This is a genomic window from Corynebacterium sp. HMSC11E11 (genome assembly GCF_001807025.1).
Lineage (GTDB): Bacteria > Actinomycetota > Actinomycetes > Mycobacteriales > Mycobacteriaceae > Corynebacterium > Corynebacterium freneyi.
This window is the reverse complement of the sequence record NZ_KV787165.1, coordinates 1-16,008: the sequence shown is the minus strand read 5'-3', so window position 1 is coordinate 16,008 and position 16,008 is coordinate 1. Positions and strand designations below refer to the sequence as shown.

The window sequence follows — 16,008 nt, the reverse complement described above, 5'->3', positions numbered from 1 at the left end:
GGGGGGGGGGGGGACTCCTGTTCCCGGGGAGAATCGTAGATGGACTATGGTAAAGCTAGCCTATTCAAGGATGGTGACGCTTGATAGATGCAGGTGCGGGGGGAAAGAATCGGCTCCTTTCGACGACGCCGCGCCGGATCGCGGCGTACCCGCTGATGATGCTGCTGTCCGCGGCGGCCGTCGCCGCGAGTCTCGCGCTCGGGACCGCGCGACTGCCCCTGCCGGACGTGTGGGCGGCCATCCACGATTTCGACCCGGAAAACCCCGCCCACGTCATCGTGCGGGAAACGAGGCTCCCGCGGACCCTCGTCGCCGCGATGGGCGGGGCCGGGTTCGCGGTGGCGGGCGTGGCCATGCAGGCGCTCATCCGCAACCCCCTCGCGGACCCCGGGCTCCTCGGCGTCAACGCCGGCGCCTCCTGCGCGGTGGCCGCCGCCGCGGTCCTGGGCATCTCCGCACCGGGGGACCAGGTCCGCTGGGCCCTCGCCGGCGCCTTCGCCGTATCCGCGCTGGTGATGTGGCTGGGTACGCTGACGCCCATCCGGCTGCTGTTGGTCGGGGTCGCGGTGACCTCCATCCTCACCGGCCTGACGACGGCCGCGACGCTCGTCGAACCCCGGGCATTCGACTTGATGCGCGGCTGGGCCACCGGTTCGGTGGACGGCCGCGGACTGGACGTCGTCGCGGCCGCCGGGCCCATCGTCGGCGCGGGAATACTCGTCGCGTTCGGCTGCGCCCGGGCCCTGGCCGCGATGCAGCTTGGCGATGAATCCGCGGCGTCCCTGGGAATCGGAATCCCCGGAATCCGTCTGCTCGTCGTGGCCGCGGTGGCGTGCATGGCCGGCGGCGCGACCGCTGCGGCGGGGCCGATCGCTTTCGCGGGGCTCCTCGCCGCACACATCGCGAGGCTCCTGGTCGGGCCGGATCCGCGCCGCATGATGGGCGTCGCGCTGTTCGCCGGCGCCGCGCTCCTCATCGTCGCCGACGTCGTCGGCAGGTTCATCGTGCAACCCGCCGAAATGCCCGCCGGGCTGGTGGTCGCGTTCCTCGGCGGACCGCTGCTGATCGCCCTCGTGCGGCGGAAGGGGATGAAATGACGGCAAGCACCGTGCCGGGGCGGGCGACCTGGACGGTGGGTTGGCGCGGCCGACCGGTGCGATTCGAGCGCCGCGCCGTCGTCGTGGCCGCCGTCGCGCTCGCCGGGCTCGCCGTGCTGGCGCTGTTCAGCATGGGCGTCGGCCCCGCATCCGCGGACCCGCCGACAGTATTGAAGGCGCTGTTCGCGGCCACCGGCGACCCGGCCACCGCCGGCGCCCTGAAATGGCGGACGCCCCGCATCGCCGTGGCGATCGTGGGCGGCGCCCTGCTGGCGCTGGGCGGCGCGCTCTTCCAGGTGCTCACCCGCAATCCCCTCGGCAGCCCGGACATCATCGGCTTCAACACGGGCGCATACACCGGCGCGCTGCTGGCCACGATGCTCCTGCCGCCCAGCCGCGGCAGAAACATCGGCGTCGGCGGCGTCAGCGTGCACGTCGGCGACTACGTCCCGGCGCTCGGCGCGTGCCTGGGCGGACTCGCCACAGCCGCCCTGGTCCTCGCACTGTCCGGCGCCCGCGCCCGGGGTGCCGACCACCGGCTCATCGTCGTCGGCATCGCGACGAGTGCCACCCTCACGGCCGTCAACGCCTACATCATCATGAAGACGGACATCAACTACGCGTCCGCGATGACGTCATGGAGCTTCGGATCGCTCAACGGGCTCCGCGCTCCCGACGCCGCCCCGCTGATCCTCGCGCTGCTCGCCATCGCCGTGGCGGTCCCCTGGGCGGCGCAGGCGGGGAAGGCGATGATGTGCGACGACGACGTGGCGACGGCAATCGGGGAACCCGTGCGCCGCACCCGCGTGGCCTTCCTCGTCATCGGGGTCACGGCCACCGCCGTGGTCACCGCGGTCATCGGCCCCGTCATGTTCGTCGCGCTCGCCGCTCCCCACATCGCCCGCGGGCTGACCCGCTCCGCCGGACTCGCGCTCGTCCCCACCGCGATCATCGGGAGCCTGCTGCTGCTCGGCGCCGACACCATCGCCCGCGCCGGGAGCATTGAAATCCCCGCGGGCGTGGTCACCATGATCATCGGCGGCGCCTACTTCTTCAGGTTGCTCCTGGGCGCCCGCGGGCGACGCTGAGGCCGCCGGGCCGCGGGAACGCGGGGCCGGGGGCCGCGTCAGCGGCGCACCCGGAGGTCCGCGATCGTCGCGGTCGACAGCAGTTCCGAGACCGGGACGTCGACGCCGACGTCGGCCAGCTTCCGCTGCAACTCGATGGCCTGCAGGGACGTGAGACCGAGCAACACCAGGGCCTTCCCTGGGTCGACCTGGTCCGCGTCGGGGTACCCCAGCACCGAGGCGCACAGCCCGCGGACGTCCGCGGCGGCGTCGTCGCCCGGCCCCGCGGGAGCGGTGGCGGGTGGGGTGGCGGAGCCGGTGGTTGCGGTGGTGGCGCACGCGGTCGGGGAGACGACGGCGGAGGCCACGTCCCCGTCGAGGTAAGCCGGCGCCCCCAGCGCGTCGTAGACGCGCCGGAGCATGCCCCAATCGGCCGCCGCGACGACCCCGACCCCGGGCCGCATGCGAATCGCCGCGGACACCGCCGTGACCGGGTCGAAAGGCAGCAGCCCGGTGCCCCCGTCGGCGGCACGGACCGCGTCGAAGCCCGGGGCGTCGTTCGAACCGGGCCACAATCCCCATCGGACGACGCGCCACTCCGGCCGATTGGCGCAATGGGCTTCGGCCGCGGCGACGGCGGCGGCGTAGGCCGTCGTATCCGGGTGCGCCAGCGTCGCCGCAATCGACGAACTCACCACGACCCGGCACCCCTCGGACAGCGGCAACCGGGCCAGGAGCCGATCGACGGCCGCCGACCGCAACCACGCGGCGTCGGAAAGCGAATCCGGGGAATCCAGCGACGGGTACGCCGACGCCGCGTGGATCACCGCCGTCGCCGGCCGCCCCACGGCGATGGGGGAAGGATCCGCCGAGATCGCGCCACCGCGGCTTTCCTCTCCGCCCACGTCGCGGTCCTCGCCCTCGTGCAGATCCACGCGCACGACGTCCATCGGGATCCCGGCGGCCCGTGCCGCGGCGGCGAGGTCGCGCGGGATGCGCGACGGCTCCCGCGTCAGCAACGTGATCCGGCCCGCCCCCAGGGCGATGAGGGCCCGGACCACGTGCCGCGCGACCTGGCCGCGGCCACCCGTGACGACGACGTGATCGAGGGCCCCGGCGCCGGCGGGGGACTCCCCGGCGTCGGGCGGACGAAGGCGCGGGACGAAAGTGCCGGAGTCGCGGACGGCGAGCGCCGCTTCACCGCGGGCGTTCAATGCCGCGACCGCCGCGGAGATGCACTCCGGCGTCATGTCGGGCCCCGGGAGGTCGATGTGCCGGAACCTGTACCCGCGCCGCGCCGCGAAGGCCCGCGCCAACGGCACGCACGCCGACTGCGCCGGCGAGGCCTCCGTCCCGTCCACCGCGTGCGCGCCGTACGTGAGGAAGACGAGCCGGGAGCCGCGCGGCGCGGCGGGCACCTCGTCGAGCGCCTTCCCCGTGGCCCGAATCGCGGTGGCGACGTCCCGGCCGCCGATGTCCGGCGACGGCGTACCGCACATGATTGTCGACGGCGCATCGTCCGCGGTGGCCCCGGCTTCCGGCAGGCCCTGTCTCCGCGCGGCATCGGCCAACCCCGTGGCCCACTCCGGCGCGGAACCCGCCTGAAACGGCGACGGCCGCTCCTGGCCCAGGTGCGGCAGCCGCACCCACCTCTCCTCCAGAATGACGGGCGGCGCCGGCTCGGCGGCGTCCGGGGCCGTGGGGGAAGCGGGGCCGACCCCGGCGCCGGGTGCCCCGGAATCCCCGGGGGAAAACCAAATCCGCGTTTCCGCGAAGGGCGACGCCGGGAAGTCCGGCGGGAATCCCACGTCGGCGCCGGGCCCGGCCGCCGAAACCGGTGCCAGCCCATTGGCCAACGCCGTCCGCCACCCCTGCGCCCACGTTTCGGGCCCGGCCGGGCCCGCACCGTCCGCGGTCGGGATGATCAACGGAGCCGAACCCGGCCGCGCGTGCCGCACGGTCTCGTCGATCGAACGCCCGATGGTTGCGAGCGCCGACATTTCCACGAACGCGACGTCGCCGTTTCCGGACGCCGCCTCGACGGCGTCGGCGAAGCGGACCGGGTTGCGCACGTTCGCGTACCAGAATTCCGCCTGGTCGCCGCCGGGCGGAATCGGGGCGCCGCACAATGCCGGGCTGACGCACTCCATGCGCCCCTCCCGGAATCCCGTCTCGCCCAGCTCCGCGTGGAGCCGCGAGATGAACGGCCCGCGGATCGGCGCCACCGCCGGCGTGTGCGCCGCGTACCCGACCGGCAGGAGCCGCGCGAATCCCCCGGACCGCGCGACCTCGTCGATGACGCCGGTCACCGCGTCCCGGGTACCGCCGACGCAGCACAGCGACGGGGCGTTGTGCACGGCGAGCTCCGCGTCGCCCGCCCACCCCGCGATGGCGGCGCGGCACCTCCGTTCGTCCCAGCCCACCACCGCCATGGCCTGTCGAGGCAGCGCGGCGACCAGCCCGGAGCGCGCCGCGACCACCGCGCAGGCGTCGGCGGGGGACGTCATCCCGGCGAACACCGCGGCGGCGATTTCGCCCTGCGAATGCCCGATGGCTGCGTCGACCGGCAGCCCGGCGCTTTCCCACAGGGCGGCGACGGCCATCATCTGCGTGAACAGCGCGGGCTGAACCGTGGTTTCGTCGACGTCGGCGGACGCGCGAGGATCCAGGAGATAGTCCCGGACGTCGATGCCGTGGTCGACCGCGAAGCGGCAGATGTACTCGTCCGCCACCTCGCGGACCACCGCGAACTCCCCGTGGAGGGGCGCGAGCAGGCCCGGGCGCTGTTGGCCCTGGCCGGGGAACACCGCCACCGTCTTCGGCCGCCGCGAAGGAACCGTGGCCGCCGCCACCCGCGGATGCGGGCGCCCCTCCGCGATATGGGCCAGCGCCGAGCGGAGCTCAGCCCCGCCCGAAGCGGACACCACCGCCCGATGCGGGGCGCGGGGGCGGGTGGCGGAAAGAGCATGCGCGACCTGCGCGGGCGTCGTCTCCGGACGCCTGCCGAGGTAGGAAAACAGCTGACGCGCCTCGGCGCGGAGCGACTCGGCCGTGCGCGCTTCGAGGACGATTGCGTCGGTGACGTTCATGACCGCCCCTCTTCCGGAAAGCCCACCAGAGCGTGGGTGACGGTGCCGCTGATTCCCAACGCGGAGATGCCGGCCGTGCGCCAGCCGCCCCGCGCCGGCCACGGTTCTTCCCCCGCGAGCGCCAGACCGGAACCGGCCCAGTCGATGGCGTCCGACGGTTCCCCCTCGAGGAGATGGTGCGGGATACTGCCCTCGCGGGCCCCGGCCATAAGGGCGCAGAGGCCGAGGCCGGAAGCCGCCGCCTGGGCGTGGCCCAGATGGCTTTTCGCCGAACGGATCGGGATGCGGCGCCCGTCCGCCGCGGCGGCGGCCCCGTACGTCGCCCCCAACGCGGCCAGCTCCACGGGATCCCCCGCCCGCGTGCCGGTGCCGTGGGCCTCGACGACGTCGACGTCGTCGTACCCCAAGCCGGAAATATCGAGGCAGCGCCGGATGGCCTCTTCGTGGGCGTCGCGATCGGGGACGTGCATCGGCGAACGGCCGCCGCCGTGCGTCGACGCGGAGGCATGGACGACCGCGATGGGGGTCCTGCCGCCGCCGCGGGCGGAACCGGCCGTCTCCAGGAGAAAAGCCGCGGACCCCTCGGACCAGACGACGCCCCGATCCTCTTTGCCGAAGGGGCGGCAACGCCCGTTCGCGGCGAGGGCGCCGAGCCGGGAGAACTCCACGAGCATGCCGGGGGAGCACAGCACGCTGACGCCGCCGGCGATCATCGCCGGCGCGGCGCCCGACCGGATCATGGCCGCCGCGTGGTCGATCGCCGTGAGCGCACCGGCGCATCCCGCGTCGATGGTCACCGACGGGCCGCGAATGTCGAGCGCGTTGCTGATGCGCCCCGAAATGGTGCTCGCGGAGACTCCGACGAGCAGATCGCCGTGATACTCGCCCGGAACGCCGAAGCGGGGGCCGTAATCGTCGTGAAGCGCGGCGAATGCCACGCCCGCGTCCCGCAGTCCGTGGTCGCCCGGCCGCAGACCGGCGGCTTGGAAGGCGCGGAAAGCGCAGCGGACGGCGACGCGCTGGTGGGGGTCGATGAGGGCGGCCTCCCGCGGCGATACGCCGAACGCGGCGGGGTCCCACATCGTCGCCCCGGGGATCAGGCCGCAGGAATCCGGGATTCGCCCCCACCCCGGCGCATCCCCGAGACGGAGCAATCCTTCGACGTCCCAGCCGCGATCGCGTGGCAGCGGGCCGAGCGCGTCCGCGTGCCCGGACAGCGTCCCCCACAGCGTCGCCAACGAGGTGGCCCCGCCCGGGGCCTCGAGGGCGACGCCGGTGATCACGATTGCCCCGTCGTCGGCGAGGAGATCCTTCGGTGCGGCGATCATGGGACGGGCACCGCCACGGGGGTGCACGCGCGTCCGAGGAATTCGGCGACCGCCGGCAGCTGCGCGGACAAATAGAAGTGCCCGCCGCGGAAGAGCGACACCGAGCAGTCGGCCGTCGTGTGCGCGCGCCATCCCCAGAGCCGGGTGAAGGGGACGATCGGATCGGAGTCACCGCCCAGAACCGAGATCGGGCACGAAACCGCGGCGTCTTTCCCGCATCCGTAGGAGTCGGTCATGGCGTAATCGGCTCGGAGGGCCCCGATCGCCAGGGAGACGAGGTCCGGGTCGGCGAGGATCGCGTCGTCGGTTCCCGCCAGGCCCACCAACCGGTCGATGATCCCCCGGTCAGTCACGGGGTGCCGGGGCTCCGCCGCGACCGCGTGCGGCGGAACGGCCGCCGAAACGACGAGGTGCGCGACCGGCAACCCCTCGCGCCCGCAGCTCCGGGCGAGCTCGAAGGCGACCAGTGCCCCCATGCTGTGGCCGAAAATCACGAGTTCACGCGTATCGGCGGCCGGTTGCGCGGCCAACTCGCGGGCGACGGCGTCGGCGATGTCCGTGATTGACCGCGCCGGCGTCCGCCCGATCCGGTCCTGGCGCCCCGGGTACTGGACCACCGAGGGGGTGCACCAGGGCGCGCAAAGGTCGGACAGCTCCCGCTGCGACGACGCCCCGGCGCCGGCGTGGGGGCAGAGAATCAGGTGCGGCCCCGCGTGGCCGCGGGAAACCGAGAACCTGCGCAACCAATGGTCCTGCGTTGTGTGCAATGTCAGACTCCGACGTCGTTATCGAGGTGATGGGGCGGAATGAGGGCGCGAAACCGCGCGCGAGAAACGAACTAAGGCTAGCATTACCAATGTTGTAATGTCGGGCCTTTTTGGCGGGATCTCGGAAGGATGGTTCATGGAGACGGCGGAAACGGCGCGGGACGTGCCGGTGGACGGGGGGACGCGCTCCGGAGGACCCCCGGAAGCGGCGCCGGGGCACCGCGAACCCGGGCGTGAGGGACCCGGGCGCGACGAACCGGCCGGGTCGGTTGCGGCCGGATCCCTCGCGGAACTCACCGAACCGGTGGCGGGGCAACTTCGGGTGGCCGCCGCGTTGCAGGTCGTGGCGTCCGTCGCCGCAGTGGCGCCGTTGGCGCTCATCGGCGTGATCGGGACGCGCCTCGTCGAAGGGCGGACCGTGGGGGCCGGGATTGTGGCGGCGGTCATCACCGCGCTCGCGGTGAGGGCGCTCGCCGAAGCCGCCGCGCTCGCCGTGTCCCATTCGGCCGACGCACGTCTGCAGCACCATCTGCGGTGGCGGATCGTCACGGCGCTGTCGCGGGCGCCCTTGCGCTGGTTCAGCGCGACACCCTCGGGCACGGTGCGGCGCGCGGTGACGGACGACGTCGATGAACTGCACTTCCTCGTCGCGCACGCGCGCATCGAGCAAGTCGCGGGAGTGGTGACGCCCTTGGCGGGGCTCGCCTGGTGCGCCGTCCTCGACTGGAGGCTGGCGCTCGTCGCGGCTATCCCGCTCGTGGCCTACGGTGCTGCGTCCGCGGTGGCCATGCGGGGGGCGGCGGGGAAAATGGAGCGGATCGCGGAGACACTCGGCACGATGAGCGCGGCCATCGCCGATTTCGTCCACGGCATCGCCGTCGTGAAGATCTTCGGCACCCAGAAGACCGCCCACGAGCGGTTCGTGGAGGCCAGCCGGGAGTACCGGGCCACCTACGGGGCCTGGGCGCGGAGCCTCACGATGGGATCCGCGGTGGCCGGCGTCATGCTCTCGGCCCCCGTGATCCTGCTGATGATGATGGCGTTCGGGCTGTGGTTCATCGGGGCCGGGTGGGTGGGGCCGGTCGAGGTCATCACCGCGGCGCTGATCGCGATGGTGATTCCGTCGACCGTCGTGTCCCTGGGGTTCAGCGCCCAATATCGCAGGCAGGCCGAGGCGGCGGCGCAGCGCATAGCCGACATCCTCCGCGTCGAGGCCCTGCCGGAGGCCCGGGAACCCGCCCGGATCGCCGACGGATCCATCGAGATCGATCGCGTGACGTACCGGTACGGGGATGGCGCGGCGGTCCTCCGGGACGTGACCCTGTCCGTTCCCGACGGCGCGAAAGTGGCCCTCGTCGGTCCCTCGGGAGCCGGGAAGTCGACGCTGGCGACGCTCGTCGCGCGTTTCGACGACCCGTCGTCGGGCGCAATCCGGATCGGGGGCGCCGATGTCCGGGACATTCCGCCCGCGCAGCTCAACGACACCGTCGCCTTCGTGCTGCAGGACACCGAGCTGGTCAGCATGTCCATCGCGGACAACATCCGCCTCGGGCGCCCGGGGGCGACGATCGACGAGATCCGCGAAGCGGCGCGCCGGGCGCAGGTCCACGACGACATCATGGCGCTTCCCGACGGTTACGCGACGCCCGTCGACTCCGACGCATCGCTGTCCGGGGGACAGCGACAGAGAATCGCCATCGCCAGGGCGCTGCTGAAGAATGCGCCGGTGGTCATCCTCGACGAGGCCACCGCTTTCGCCGACCCCAACTCGGAGGCGCAAATCCAGCGTGCTTTGAGCGCCCTTGCGGCGGACTCCACGGTGCTGGTCATCGCTCACCGCCTCCACACCATCGCCCATTGCGACCGGATCGCCGTGCTCGACCGCGGGAAGGTCGCGGAGTGCGGCACGCATGACGAGCTGCTGGAGCTCGGCGGACTGTACGCCGATCTGTGGGGGCGGCTCAACGCGGACGAAAGGGGCGGGAAGGAATGATCCGCGCACTGTTGTCCATCGTCGACGATGGGCGCCGCCCACGCGTCGTCGCCCAACTCCTGGTCGCCGTGGTGTACGGGGCGTTGTCGGGGGCGGCGATGGCCCTGCTGGTCCCGTTGGCCCGTGCGCTCGTCGACGATCCCCCCGCCGCGACGGGGTGGCTCGTGGCCCTGGCAGTGCTGGTCGCGGTCGCCGCGGCGCTGCATTTCTTCCAGGCCCTGGCGATGAACGCGATGGCCCTGGAAGTCGTCGGCGGCATGCATGAACGCGCGGCAGATGCCCTGGTCGACGTCCCGTTGTCGTGGTGCACCCGCGAGCGTGCGGCGTCGGTGTCGGACGCGCTCATCACGGGCACGACCGCGGTGGGGATGTCCGTCGCCCATCTGCTGAGCCCGGTGGTGTCCACGTTCTCCGGCGGAATTGTCCTGGTCATCGCCGTCGGCGCGCTCGACGTGTCGCTGGCGGCGGCGCTCCTGGCCGGGGCGCTGATCCTCTGGTGGATGAACCGTTGGGCGGGAAAGGTCGTCGAGCGGGGGGAGCGCGACGTCCACGCCCGGCGCATCGCCGTGCAGGGCGCCGTGGTCGACTTCGCCCGGCACCAGGCCGTGCTGCGGGCCTCCGGGGTCGACGCGGCGTCGTACGCGCCGATCGCCGGGGCGCTTGACGACGAACGGGTGACGAACCGGAGGGTCGGGGCGAAAACGACGGTGGCCTCGATGCTCGGCGGCGCGGGGGTCCAGGCCGTCTTGTCGGCGGTCATCGTCATGGCGGTGTACGGCGGAATCGGCGGTGCCACGGATGCGGCGACCACGTTGGCCGTCATCGCCTTGGCCGCGCGGTTCACCGGCCCGCTGACCGAGCTGGCCGGTTTGTCCAGCGCCCTGCGGGTGACCGCGACCCGGATCGGCCGCATCTCCGAAATCACCGGGGCACCGTCGCTTCCCCGTCCCGTGGAAGGGGCTGAGCCGGACGGGGCCGGGACCGTCGTATTCAAGGACGTGGTCTTCGGGTACGAGGGGGAGGGGCCCGTGCTGAACGGCCTTTCCTTCTCGGTCGCGCCGGGCGAGGTGGTGGGGCTCATCGGCCCGTCGGGCTGCGGCAAGAGCACCGTGCTGAAACTCATCGCCCGCTTCATGGACGTCGGTTCCGGGTCGGTCACGGTGTCCGGGCATGACGTCCGGGAGTACCGGGCCACCGACCTGATGGGCCAGCTGTCGGTGGTGTTCCAGGACGTGCACCTGTTCGACGGCACGTTGTGGGACAACATCGCGGTCGGGCGCCCGGACGCGGGACGGGACGAAATTCTGGCCGCGGCCCGCGCTGCGGGCGTCGGGGAAATCGCGGCGCGCCACGACGACGGATTCGATCTCCGGGTCGGGGAAGGCGGCAAACGGCTGTCCGGCGGCGAACGGCAGCGCATCTCCCTTGCGCGGGCGTTGCTGAAGGACGCCCCGATCGTCCTCCTCGACGAGGCCACCTCCTCCCTGGACGCCCACAACGAGCACTACGTGTTGCGGGGCATCGGCGAACTGGCCCGCACCAGGACCGTCATCATGGTCGCCCACCGGCCGTCGGCCCTGCGGCACTGCGACCGGTTCATCGTCCTGGGGCCCGACGGGAGCGTCGAGGCGACGGGCGACGAGGCGACCCTGGTCGAGGTCAGCGACACCTACCGGAGCTTCCGGGAGGCGGGAAACGCGGCGGCGGCCTGGGAGCTCTGAGCCGGGACGCCGCCTCGGCGCCGGGCCCGGTTCGGGCGCCGGGTCACCGGCTCCGGCCGAGGGGCACGATCAGGGGGCGGTCGCTCACCGGGTCCTCGAGCAGGACCGCGTCGAGGCCGAATACGTCCCGGAGCAGGTCCACGGTGAAGACCTCCCCGGGCCGCCCGGCGGCCACGACCGCGCCGTCGCGCATGACCACGGTTTCATCCGCGTAGCGCGCGGCGAGAAGAAGATCGTGGAGGACCACCCCGACCGTCTTCCCGTGATCGCGGTGCAAGTCCCGGATGAGCTCCAGGACCTCGATGCAGGTGGCCAAATCGAGGTACGTGGTGGGCTCGTCGAGCAACAGCACCTCGGTGTCCTGCGCCAGGGCCATGGCGATCCAGGCGCGTTGGCGCTGCCCGCCCGACAGGGCGTCGACCTCCTCGTCTGCGAAGCCGTCCATCCGGGTCAGGGCCAGGGCCCGCGCCACCGCCCGTTCGTCATCCCCGTCCCAGGGCCGCGTCAGGGACCTGTAGGGGTGCCTGCCGAGCGCGACGAGATCGGAGACCAGCAGGCCGTCGGGGGCGGACGGCGCTTGCGGGAGCAGCCCCAGTTTCCGGGCGACCGCCTTGGTCGGCAGCCGGTGGATGTCCCTGCCGTCGAGGATCACGGTTCCGCCGCGGAGCGGGACGAGCCTGGCGCACGATTTGAGCAACGTGGATTTCCCGCATCCGTTGGGGCCGACGACGACGGTCAGCTTCCCGGCCGGCAGCGTGACGCTGACGTCGCGGAGCACCTCGTGATTTCCGTATCCGACGCGAAGGCGGTCGGCGTGCAGGGGTGGGGGATGCACCGGTTTCTCCCGTCTCGGCCGACGCGGCCGCAGTATGGGCCAACGGCCCGATTCGGTCGGCGCGGGCGCGATTCGGGGCGCCCGATCCGCCCGCGCCGCAAGTTCGGATTTAAAGCTACCGCGTTGGACCTAAGTATGTATGCTTAGCCTAGGCTAACGCAACTTAGGAGGCGGATGGTGGCGGAATCGGCGCGCGCCGACCGGTTGGCGGCGCTCCGGCGACGCCGGGCGGCGCAGGTGGCGGGGGTGGGCGAACGTGGCCCGGGCGCATCGGAATCCGATGCGCGGGTGATTCTCACCCGGGCTCAGCGCCGGCTGTGGGAGGCCGCCCGGACGGATCCCACCGGCGGGGCTTTCACGGTCGGGATGAGTTACCGGTTCCGGGATTCCGTCCCCGTCGGCAGGCTCATCGCGGCGCTGGACCGGGTGGCGGCGGCGCACCCCGCCCTACGCTCGACGCTGACGACCCCCGGTGCGGGACCATCGCCGGAAGAGGCCGCGTCGGCCGCGGCCCCGCGGGTCATCGTGCATGACCGGCCCCCGGCGCCGCCGCGCGTCGTCGACGAGTCGGACCACGCCGACGCGGCCGCCGAAGCAATGGAAATGCGGTGGGACCTGCACCGCGAGGCCCCGGTGCGGTTCATCGTCGGTGTCGCCGGCGCGGACGCCGCCCGGTTGGCGATCGTCGCCCACCATCTGTGGTGGGACGACGCGTGCTGGGCGATACTCGCCCGCGACGTCGACGCCGCCCTGCGCGGGGAACACGTGCCGCCGAGGTCCCTCGCCGCGCCGGAACCGACGCGCCCGGCGCCATCTGCCGGGGACGGGCGGGGAGCCTCGGCATGCCTGCCCACCGGGCTCGTCGCGAAACCCGGATGGGGGGCGGCGCCGGCGCAATCCATCGAAACGCCGATTGCCCCGAAAACCGGTCGCCGAGTCATGGAGCGGTGCCGCGAACTCGGGGTGCGCCCGGCGGCCGTGGTGTTGGCGGCGCTCGCGGAGGCGATGCCCTCGCCGGAAGCCGGCGTCACCGTGGCGATGCCCGTCCTGCTGCGCCACGGCGACCCGGCCGAGGGTGCCCCGATCACGTACCGGGGAAACAGCGTGCTCATCGACGTGCCGCCGGGATGGACCGGCGATGACGCGGTGCACTCCGCCGCCGGCCACCTGGCGGACGCCCTCGACGACGCCGAACTGGACATCGCCGACGTCCTGCAACGGCATCGCACGACGATGCCGGACGTCAGCCTCGTATTCGAGGAAACTCGGGCGCCCGGGCCGTGCGGCTCGACCGGTGCGCCCCTGCGCAACGGGATCATCGGCGAGCCCCTCTCGGTGCGGGCGAACACCGCGGGCGGAGCGCTGGAAGTGTCGGTCGACCATCAACCCGGGCGGGTGCCGCCCGGGGTGGCGCACGCATTCGCCGGTCGCCTGGCCCGGGCAATCCGCGCCTTCGCGGAGCCGGACGGGCCCGCGGAGCCGGACGGGCCCGCGGCGGGCACCACCACCGGCGACGCTGCGGCGGTGGAGGGGACGGACGCGGGAGGATCCGCCGAGTCCCCGGTCGAACTCATCGCCGAGTGGTTCCGCGACACCCCGGGCGCATGCGCGGTGCGCGAGGGCGACTGCTCCTGGACCTACGGTGAACTGGAGACCGAGGTGAGGTCGCTCGCCGGCGAATTGGCCCGGCGGAACCCGCGGCGGGCCCCGATCGCCTATGCCCTGGGCCGGGGGCACCGGGCGATCACGGTTCTCCTGGCCTGCCTGAGGGCGGGTATCCCGGTGACCGAAATCAGCCCCAGGGTGCCGGCCGCCCGCCTCGCCGCCATGCTGGTCTCCGCCGACGTGCACGCGGTCGTGCACGGCGACGACTGCCCGGACGCCGTAAGGCGGGCATGCGGCGACGGGATCGGGTTGTGGGACTTCGGGGACCTCGCCGACCCAGCCGCGACCGTCGCCGCCGTCGCGTCCCGCGCGGCGGTGGAACCGCTGACGCGCGGGGTCCCGGACGTCGCGCCGGACGGCGACGACGTCGCCTGCATCGTCTTCACCTCCGGGACGACGGGGCTGCCCAAACCCGTCGACGTCACCCACCGGGGCCTGGCCCGCCACGCCGAATGGGCGCTGCGCGGACGGCGCCGCCGCAGCGGCATCCGTCTCCTGCACGCGGCCCCGCCGGGCTTCGACGCATCCATAGGGGAAGTGGTCATGACGTTGGCCGCCGGCGGGGAACTCCTCTGCGCCCCCACCGGGACGGAATTCGATGCCCGGCGCATGCTCGATCATGTCGCGGCGTACGGGGCGACGATCGTCCACGGGGTCCCCGCCGTCGTCGAGCAGCTCGTCCTTGAGGCGGAGTCCCGGCCGACGGACGCGTTGGGATCGGTCGAATGGGTGCTCTGCGGCGGCGACCGGTTCCCCGGCCCGCTGCGGAACCGGATGCACGGGATCATGCCGCGGTGCTCGGTCGCGAACTGCTACGGGCCGACGGAGACGACGCTCGCCGCGACGATGGGGATCCTCGCCGCCGACCCCATGAATCCGGTGGTGCACGTCGGCGAACCCCGCCCGGATCTGACCGCGGAAATCCTCGACGAGAAGCTGCGCCCGGTGCCCGACGGGCGAATCGGGGAGCTGTACTTGTCCGGCGACGGATTGGCGCGCGGGTACCGGGGCATGGCGGCGGAAACGGCGGCGCGGTTCGTGGCGGCCCCCGGCGGGCGGCGCCGCTACCGGACCGGGGACCTGGCGTCCCGGACGCCGGAGGGGCTGGTGTGCCACGGACGGGTCGACGATCAGGTGAAAGTCCGCGGCGTACGGTTCGAACCGGGCGACGTGGAGGCCGCGCTGCTCGCCCACCCCGGAGTCCATGCCGCGGCGGTGACCGTCCGGGACGGGGTCGTCAGGGGTTTCGCGGTCACCGACGGCGGGCACGGCAACCGTCCCGACCTGGTGGCCCACGCCGCCCGGCTGCTGCCGGAGGCGATGGCCCCGGCGGTCGTCGAGGCGCTCGGGCACCTGCCCCTCAACCGCAACGGCAAAGTCGACCGGGATGCGCTGGCGCGGCGGCCCCGGCCGTCGAGGGAATCCGGGGACGGCGGGGCCCGCGCTGCGTCGGCGGCTACGCCCGGAACCCCGGCCCCGCTCGACGACGGTGGTCCGGCGGATCGGATCGCGGCCATGATGGCCGAGTGCCTCGGGGCCGACGACGTGGGCGTCGACGATTCCTTCTTCGCCCTCGGCGGGCACTCGCTGATGGTCCTCCGGCTGACCCACCGGCTCCGGGAACTCGGGCTGCACGTGACCATGCGGGACGTCATCGACAACCCGACGGCCCGGGCGTTGGCTCGGCTCTCGGGCGACGGCCCCACGGGATCGGGCGCGGTGGCCCGCGTCGGGGACGACGCCCGGTACGGTGCCGGAGACGACGCCCCGGACGGCCCCGCCGACCACCCGCTGACCCCGGGGCAGCATCGCATGTGGGTGATCGACCGGGTCACGGACGACGGATACCGGATCGTGGTGCCGATGGTGCTTCGGGGACCACGCGACGATGCCGCGCTGATCGGCGCCGTCGCCGACGTCGTCGCGGCCCATGAGGGGCTGCGCACCACCTACCCCGTCGTCGACGGACACCCCGTGCAACGAATCCACCCGGACGGGCCGACGCTGGCGTGGACGACCCTCCCCGCCGGGGAAGTGCCGGGCCACGTGGCGCAGATGCTGGCCAGGCGCTGGAACGTGGCGGAGGAGATTCCGGTGCATTTCGAATGCGTGGCCGTGGGCGCGGAACGGGCGGTGCTCGTCGTCGCGGTCCACCACATCGCCGCGGACCACTCGTCCCTGGAAACCCTCTTCGACCACCTTGCGGCGGCGTACGAGGCGCGTTTGGGGAACAGCGGCTGGTCGCCCGGCCCGATTGCGCAGCCCCGGGACATCGGGGCCCGCGCCCGCCGGAGCCGATCGGGTCCCGGGGCGGCGGCGCTGGGGCGGTGGTGGGCGGCGGAGCTCGAAGGCTACGTCGATCTGCCCGAACCGACCGCCGCGCACCCCGGCGCCTCGCCTCGTGCGGGCGTCGTCCGGGCGGCCATCGGCGGGGAGGCGTTCGCCT

9 protein-coding genes are annotated in these 16,008 nt (G+C 73.2%); 5 read left to right on the top strand and 4 right to left on the bottom strand.

The window, feature by feature from the left end:
- Positions 1-80 precede the first annotated feature (80 nt).
- Both HMPREF3121_RS10440 and HMPREF3121_RS10435 read left to right on the top strand, forming a co-directional pair.
- Positions 81-1,097, top strand: coding sequence for a FecCD family ABC transporter permease (locus HMPREF3121_RS10440; protein WP_224371205.1), 1,017 nt, complete (start codon positions 81-83; stop codon positions 1,095-1,097).
- Entirely contained in the window at positions 1,094-2,185 is a 1,092-nt protein-coding gene (locus HMPREF3121_RS10435) for a FecCD family ABC transporter permease (protein ID WP_070523205.1), read from the top strand. Before HMPREF3121_RS10440 ends, HMPREF3121_RS10435 begins: the two co-directional genes overlap by 4 nt.
- 38 nt (positions 2,186-2,223) lie before the next feature.
- Here the strand turns inward: HMPREF3121_RS10435 and HMPREF3121_RS10430 are convergent, their stop codons facing one another.
- The 3 genes from HMPREF3121_RS10430 to HMPREF3121_RS10420 are packed head-to-tail and all read right to left on the bottom strand — an operon-like array spanning position 2,224 to position 7,348.
- The gene (locus HMPREF3121_RS10430; protein WP_070523202.1) at positions 2,224-5,253 is read right to left on the bottom strand and encodes an acyltransferase domain-containing protein; all 3,030 of its coding nucleotides are present in this window, start codon (positions 5,251-5,253) and stop codon (positions 2,224-2,226) included.
- The gene (locus HMPREF3121_RS10425) at positions 5,250-6,581 is read right to left on the bottom strand and encodes a beta-ketoacyl [acyl carrier protein] synthase domain-containing protein (protein ID WP_070523283.1); all 1,332 of its coding nucleotides are present in this window, start codon (positions 6,579-6,581) and stop codon (positions 5,250-5,252) included. Before HMPREF3121_RS10425 ends, HMPREF3121_RS10430 begins: the two co-directional genes overlap by 4 nt.
- Entirely contained in the window at positions 6,578-7,348 is a 771-nt protein-coding gene (locus tag HMPREF3121_RS10420) for a thioesterase II family protein (protein WP_070523200.1), read from the bottom strand. Before HMPREF3121_RS10420 ends, HMPREF3121_RS10425 begins: the two co-directional genes overlap by 4 nt.
- A 361-nt stretch (positions 7,349-7,709) precedes the next feature.
- Here HMPREF3121_RS10420 and HMPREF3121_RS10415 point away from each other — a divergent pair, with 361 nt between their 5' ends.
- Both HMPREF3121_RS10415 and HMPREF3121_RS10410 read left to right on the top strand, forming a co-directional pair.
- On the top strand, positions 7,710-9,341 hold the full coding sequence (locus HMPREF3121_RS10415) for an ABC transporter ATP-binding protein (RefSeq protein WP_371327341.1): 1,632 nt from the start codon (positions 7,710-7,712) through the stop codon (positions 9,339-9,341).
- Positions 9,338-11,062, top strand: a complete 1,725-nt coding sequence (locus tag HMPREF3121_RS10410) for an ABC transporter ATP-binding protein (protein WP_070523197.1) — start codon at positions 9,338-9,340, stop codon at positions 11,060-11,062. Before HMPREF3121_RS10415 ends, HMPREF3121_RS10410 begins: the two co-directional genes overlap by 4 nt.
- Before the next feature lie 43 nt (positions 11,063-11,105).
- On the opposite strand, the gene HMPREF3121_RS10405 is transcribed toward HMPREF3121_RS10410, so the two are convergent.
- On the bottom strand, positions 11,106-11,897 hold the full coding sequence (locus HMPREF3121_RS10405; RefSeq protein WP_210387274.1) for an ABC transporter ATP-binding protein: 792 nt from the start codon (positions 11,895-11,897) through the stop codon (positions 11,106-11,108).
- A 177-nt stretch (positions 11,898-12,074) separates the two neighbouring features.
- Between HMPREF3121_RS10405 and HMPREF3121_RS10400 the strand changes: the two genes are divergently transcribed.
- Positions 12,075-16,008, top strand: a 3,934-nt coding sequence (locus tag HMPREF3121_RS10400) for an amino acid adenylation domain-containing protein (protein WP_168161401.1), incomplete at its 3' end; no start/stop codon positions are given.

Excerpts from the sequence above, each read along its gene's own strand:
- HMPREF3121_RS10435 (WP_070523205.1), top strand. The coding sequence starts at position 1,094 with ATGACGGCAAGCACCGTGCCGGGGCGGGCGACCTGGACGGTGGGTTGG.
- HMPREF3121_RS10430 (WP_070523202.1), bottom strand. The coding sequence starts at position 5,253 with ATGAACGTCACCGACGCAATCGTCCTCGAAGCGCGCACGGCCGAGTCG.
- HMPREF3121_RS10425 (WP_070523283.1), bottom strand. The coding sequence starts at position 6,581 with ATGATCGCCGCACCGAAGGATCTCCTCGCCGACGACGGGGCAATCGTG.
- HMPREF3121_RS10410 (WP_070523197.1), top strand. The coding sequence starts at position 9,338 with ATGATCCGCGCACTGTTGTCCATCGTCGACGATGGGCGCCGCCCACGC.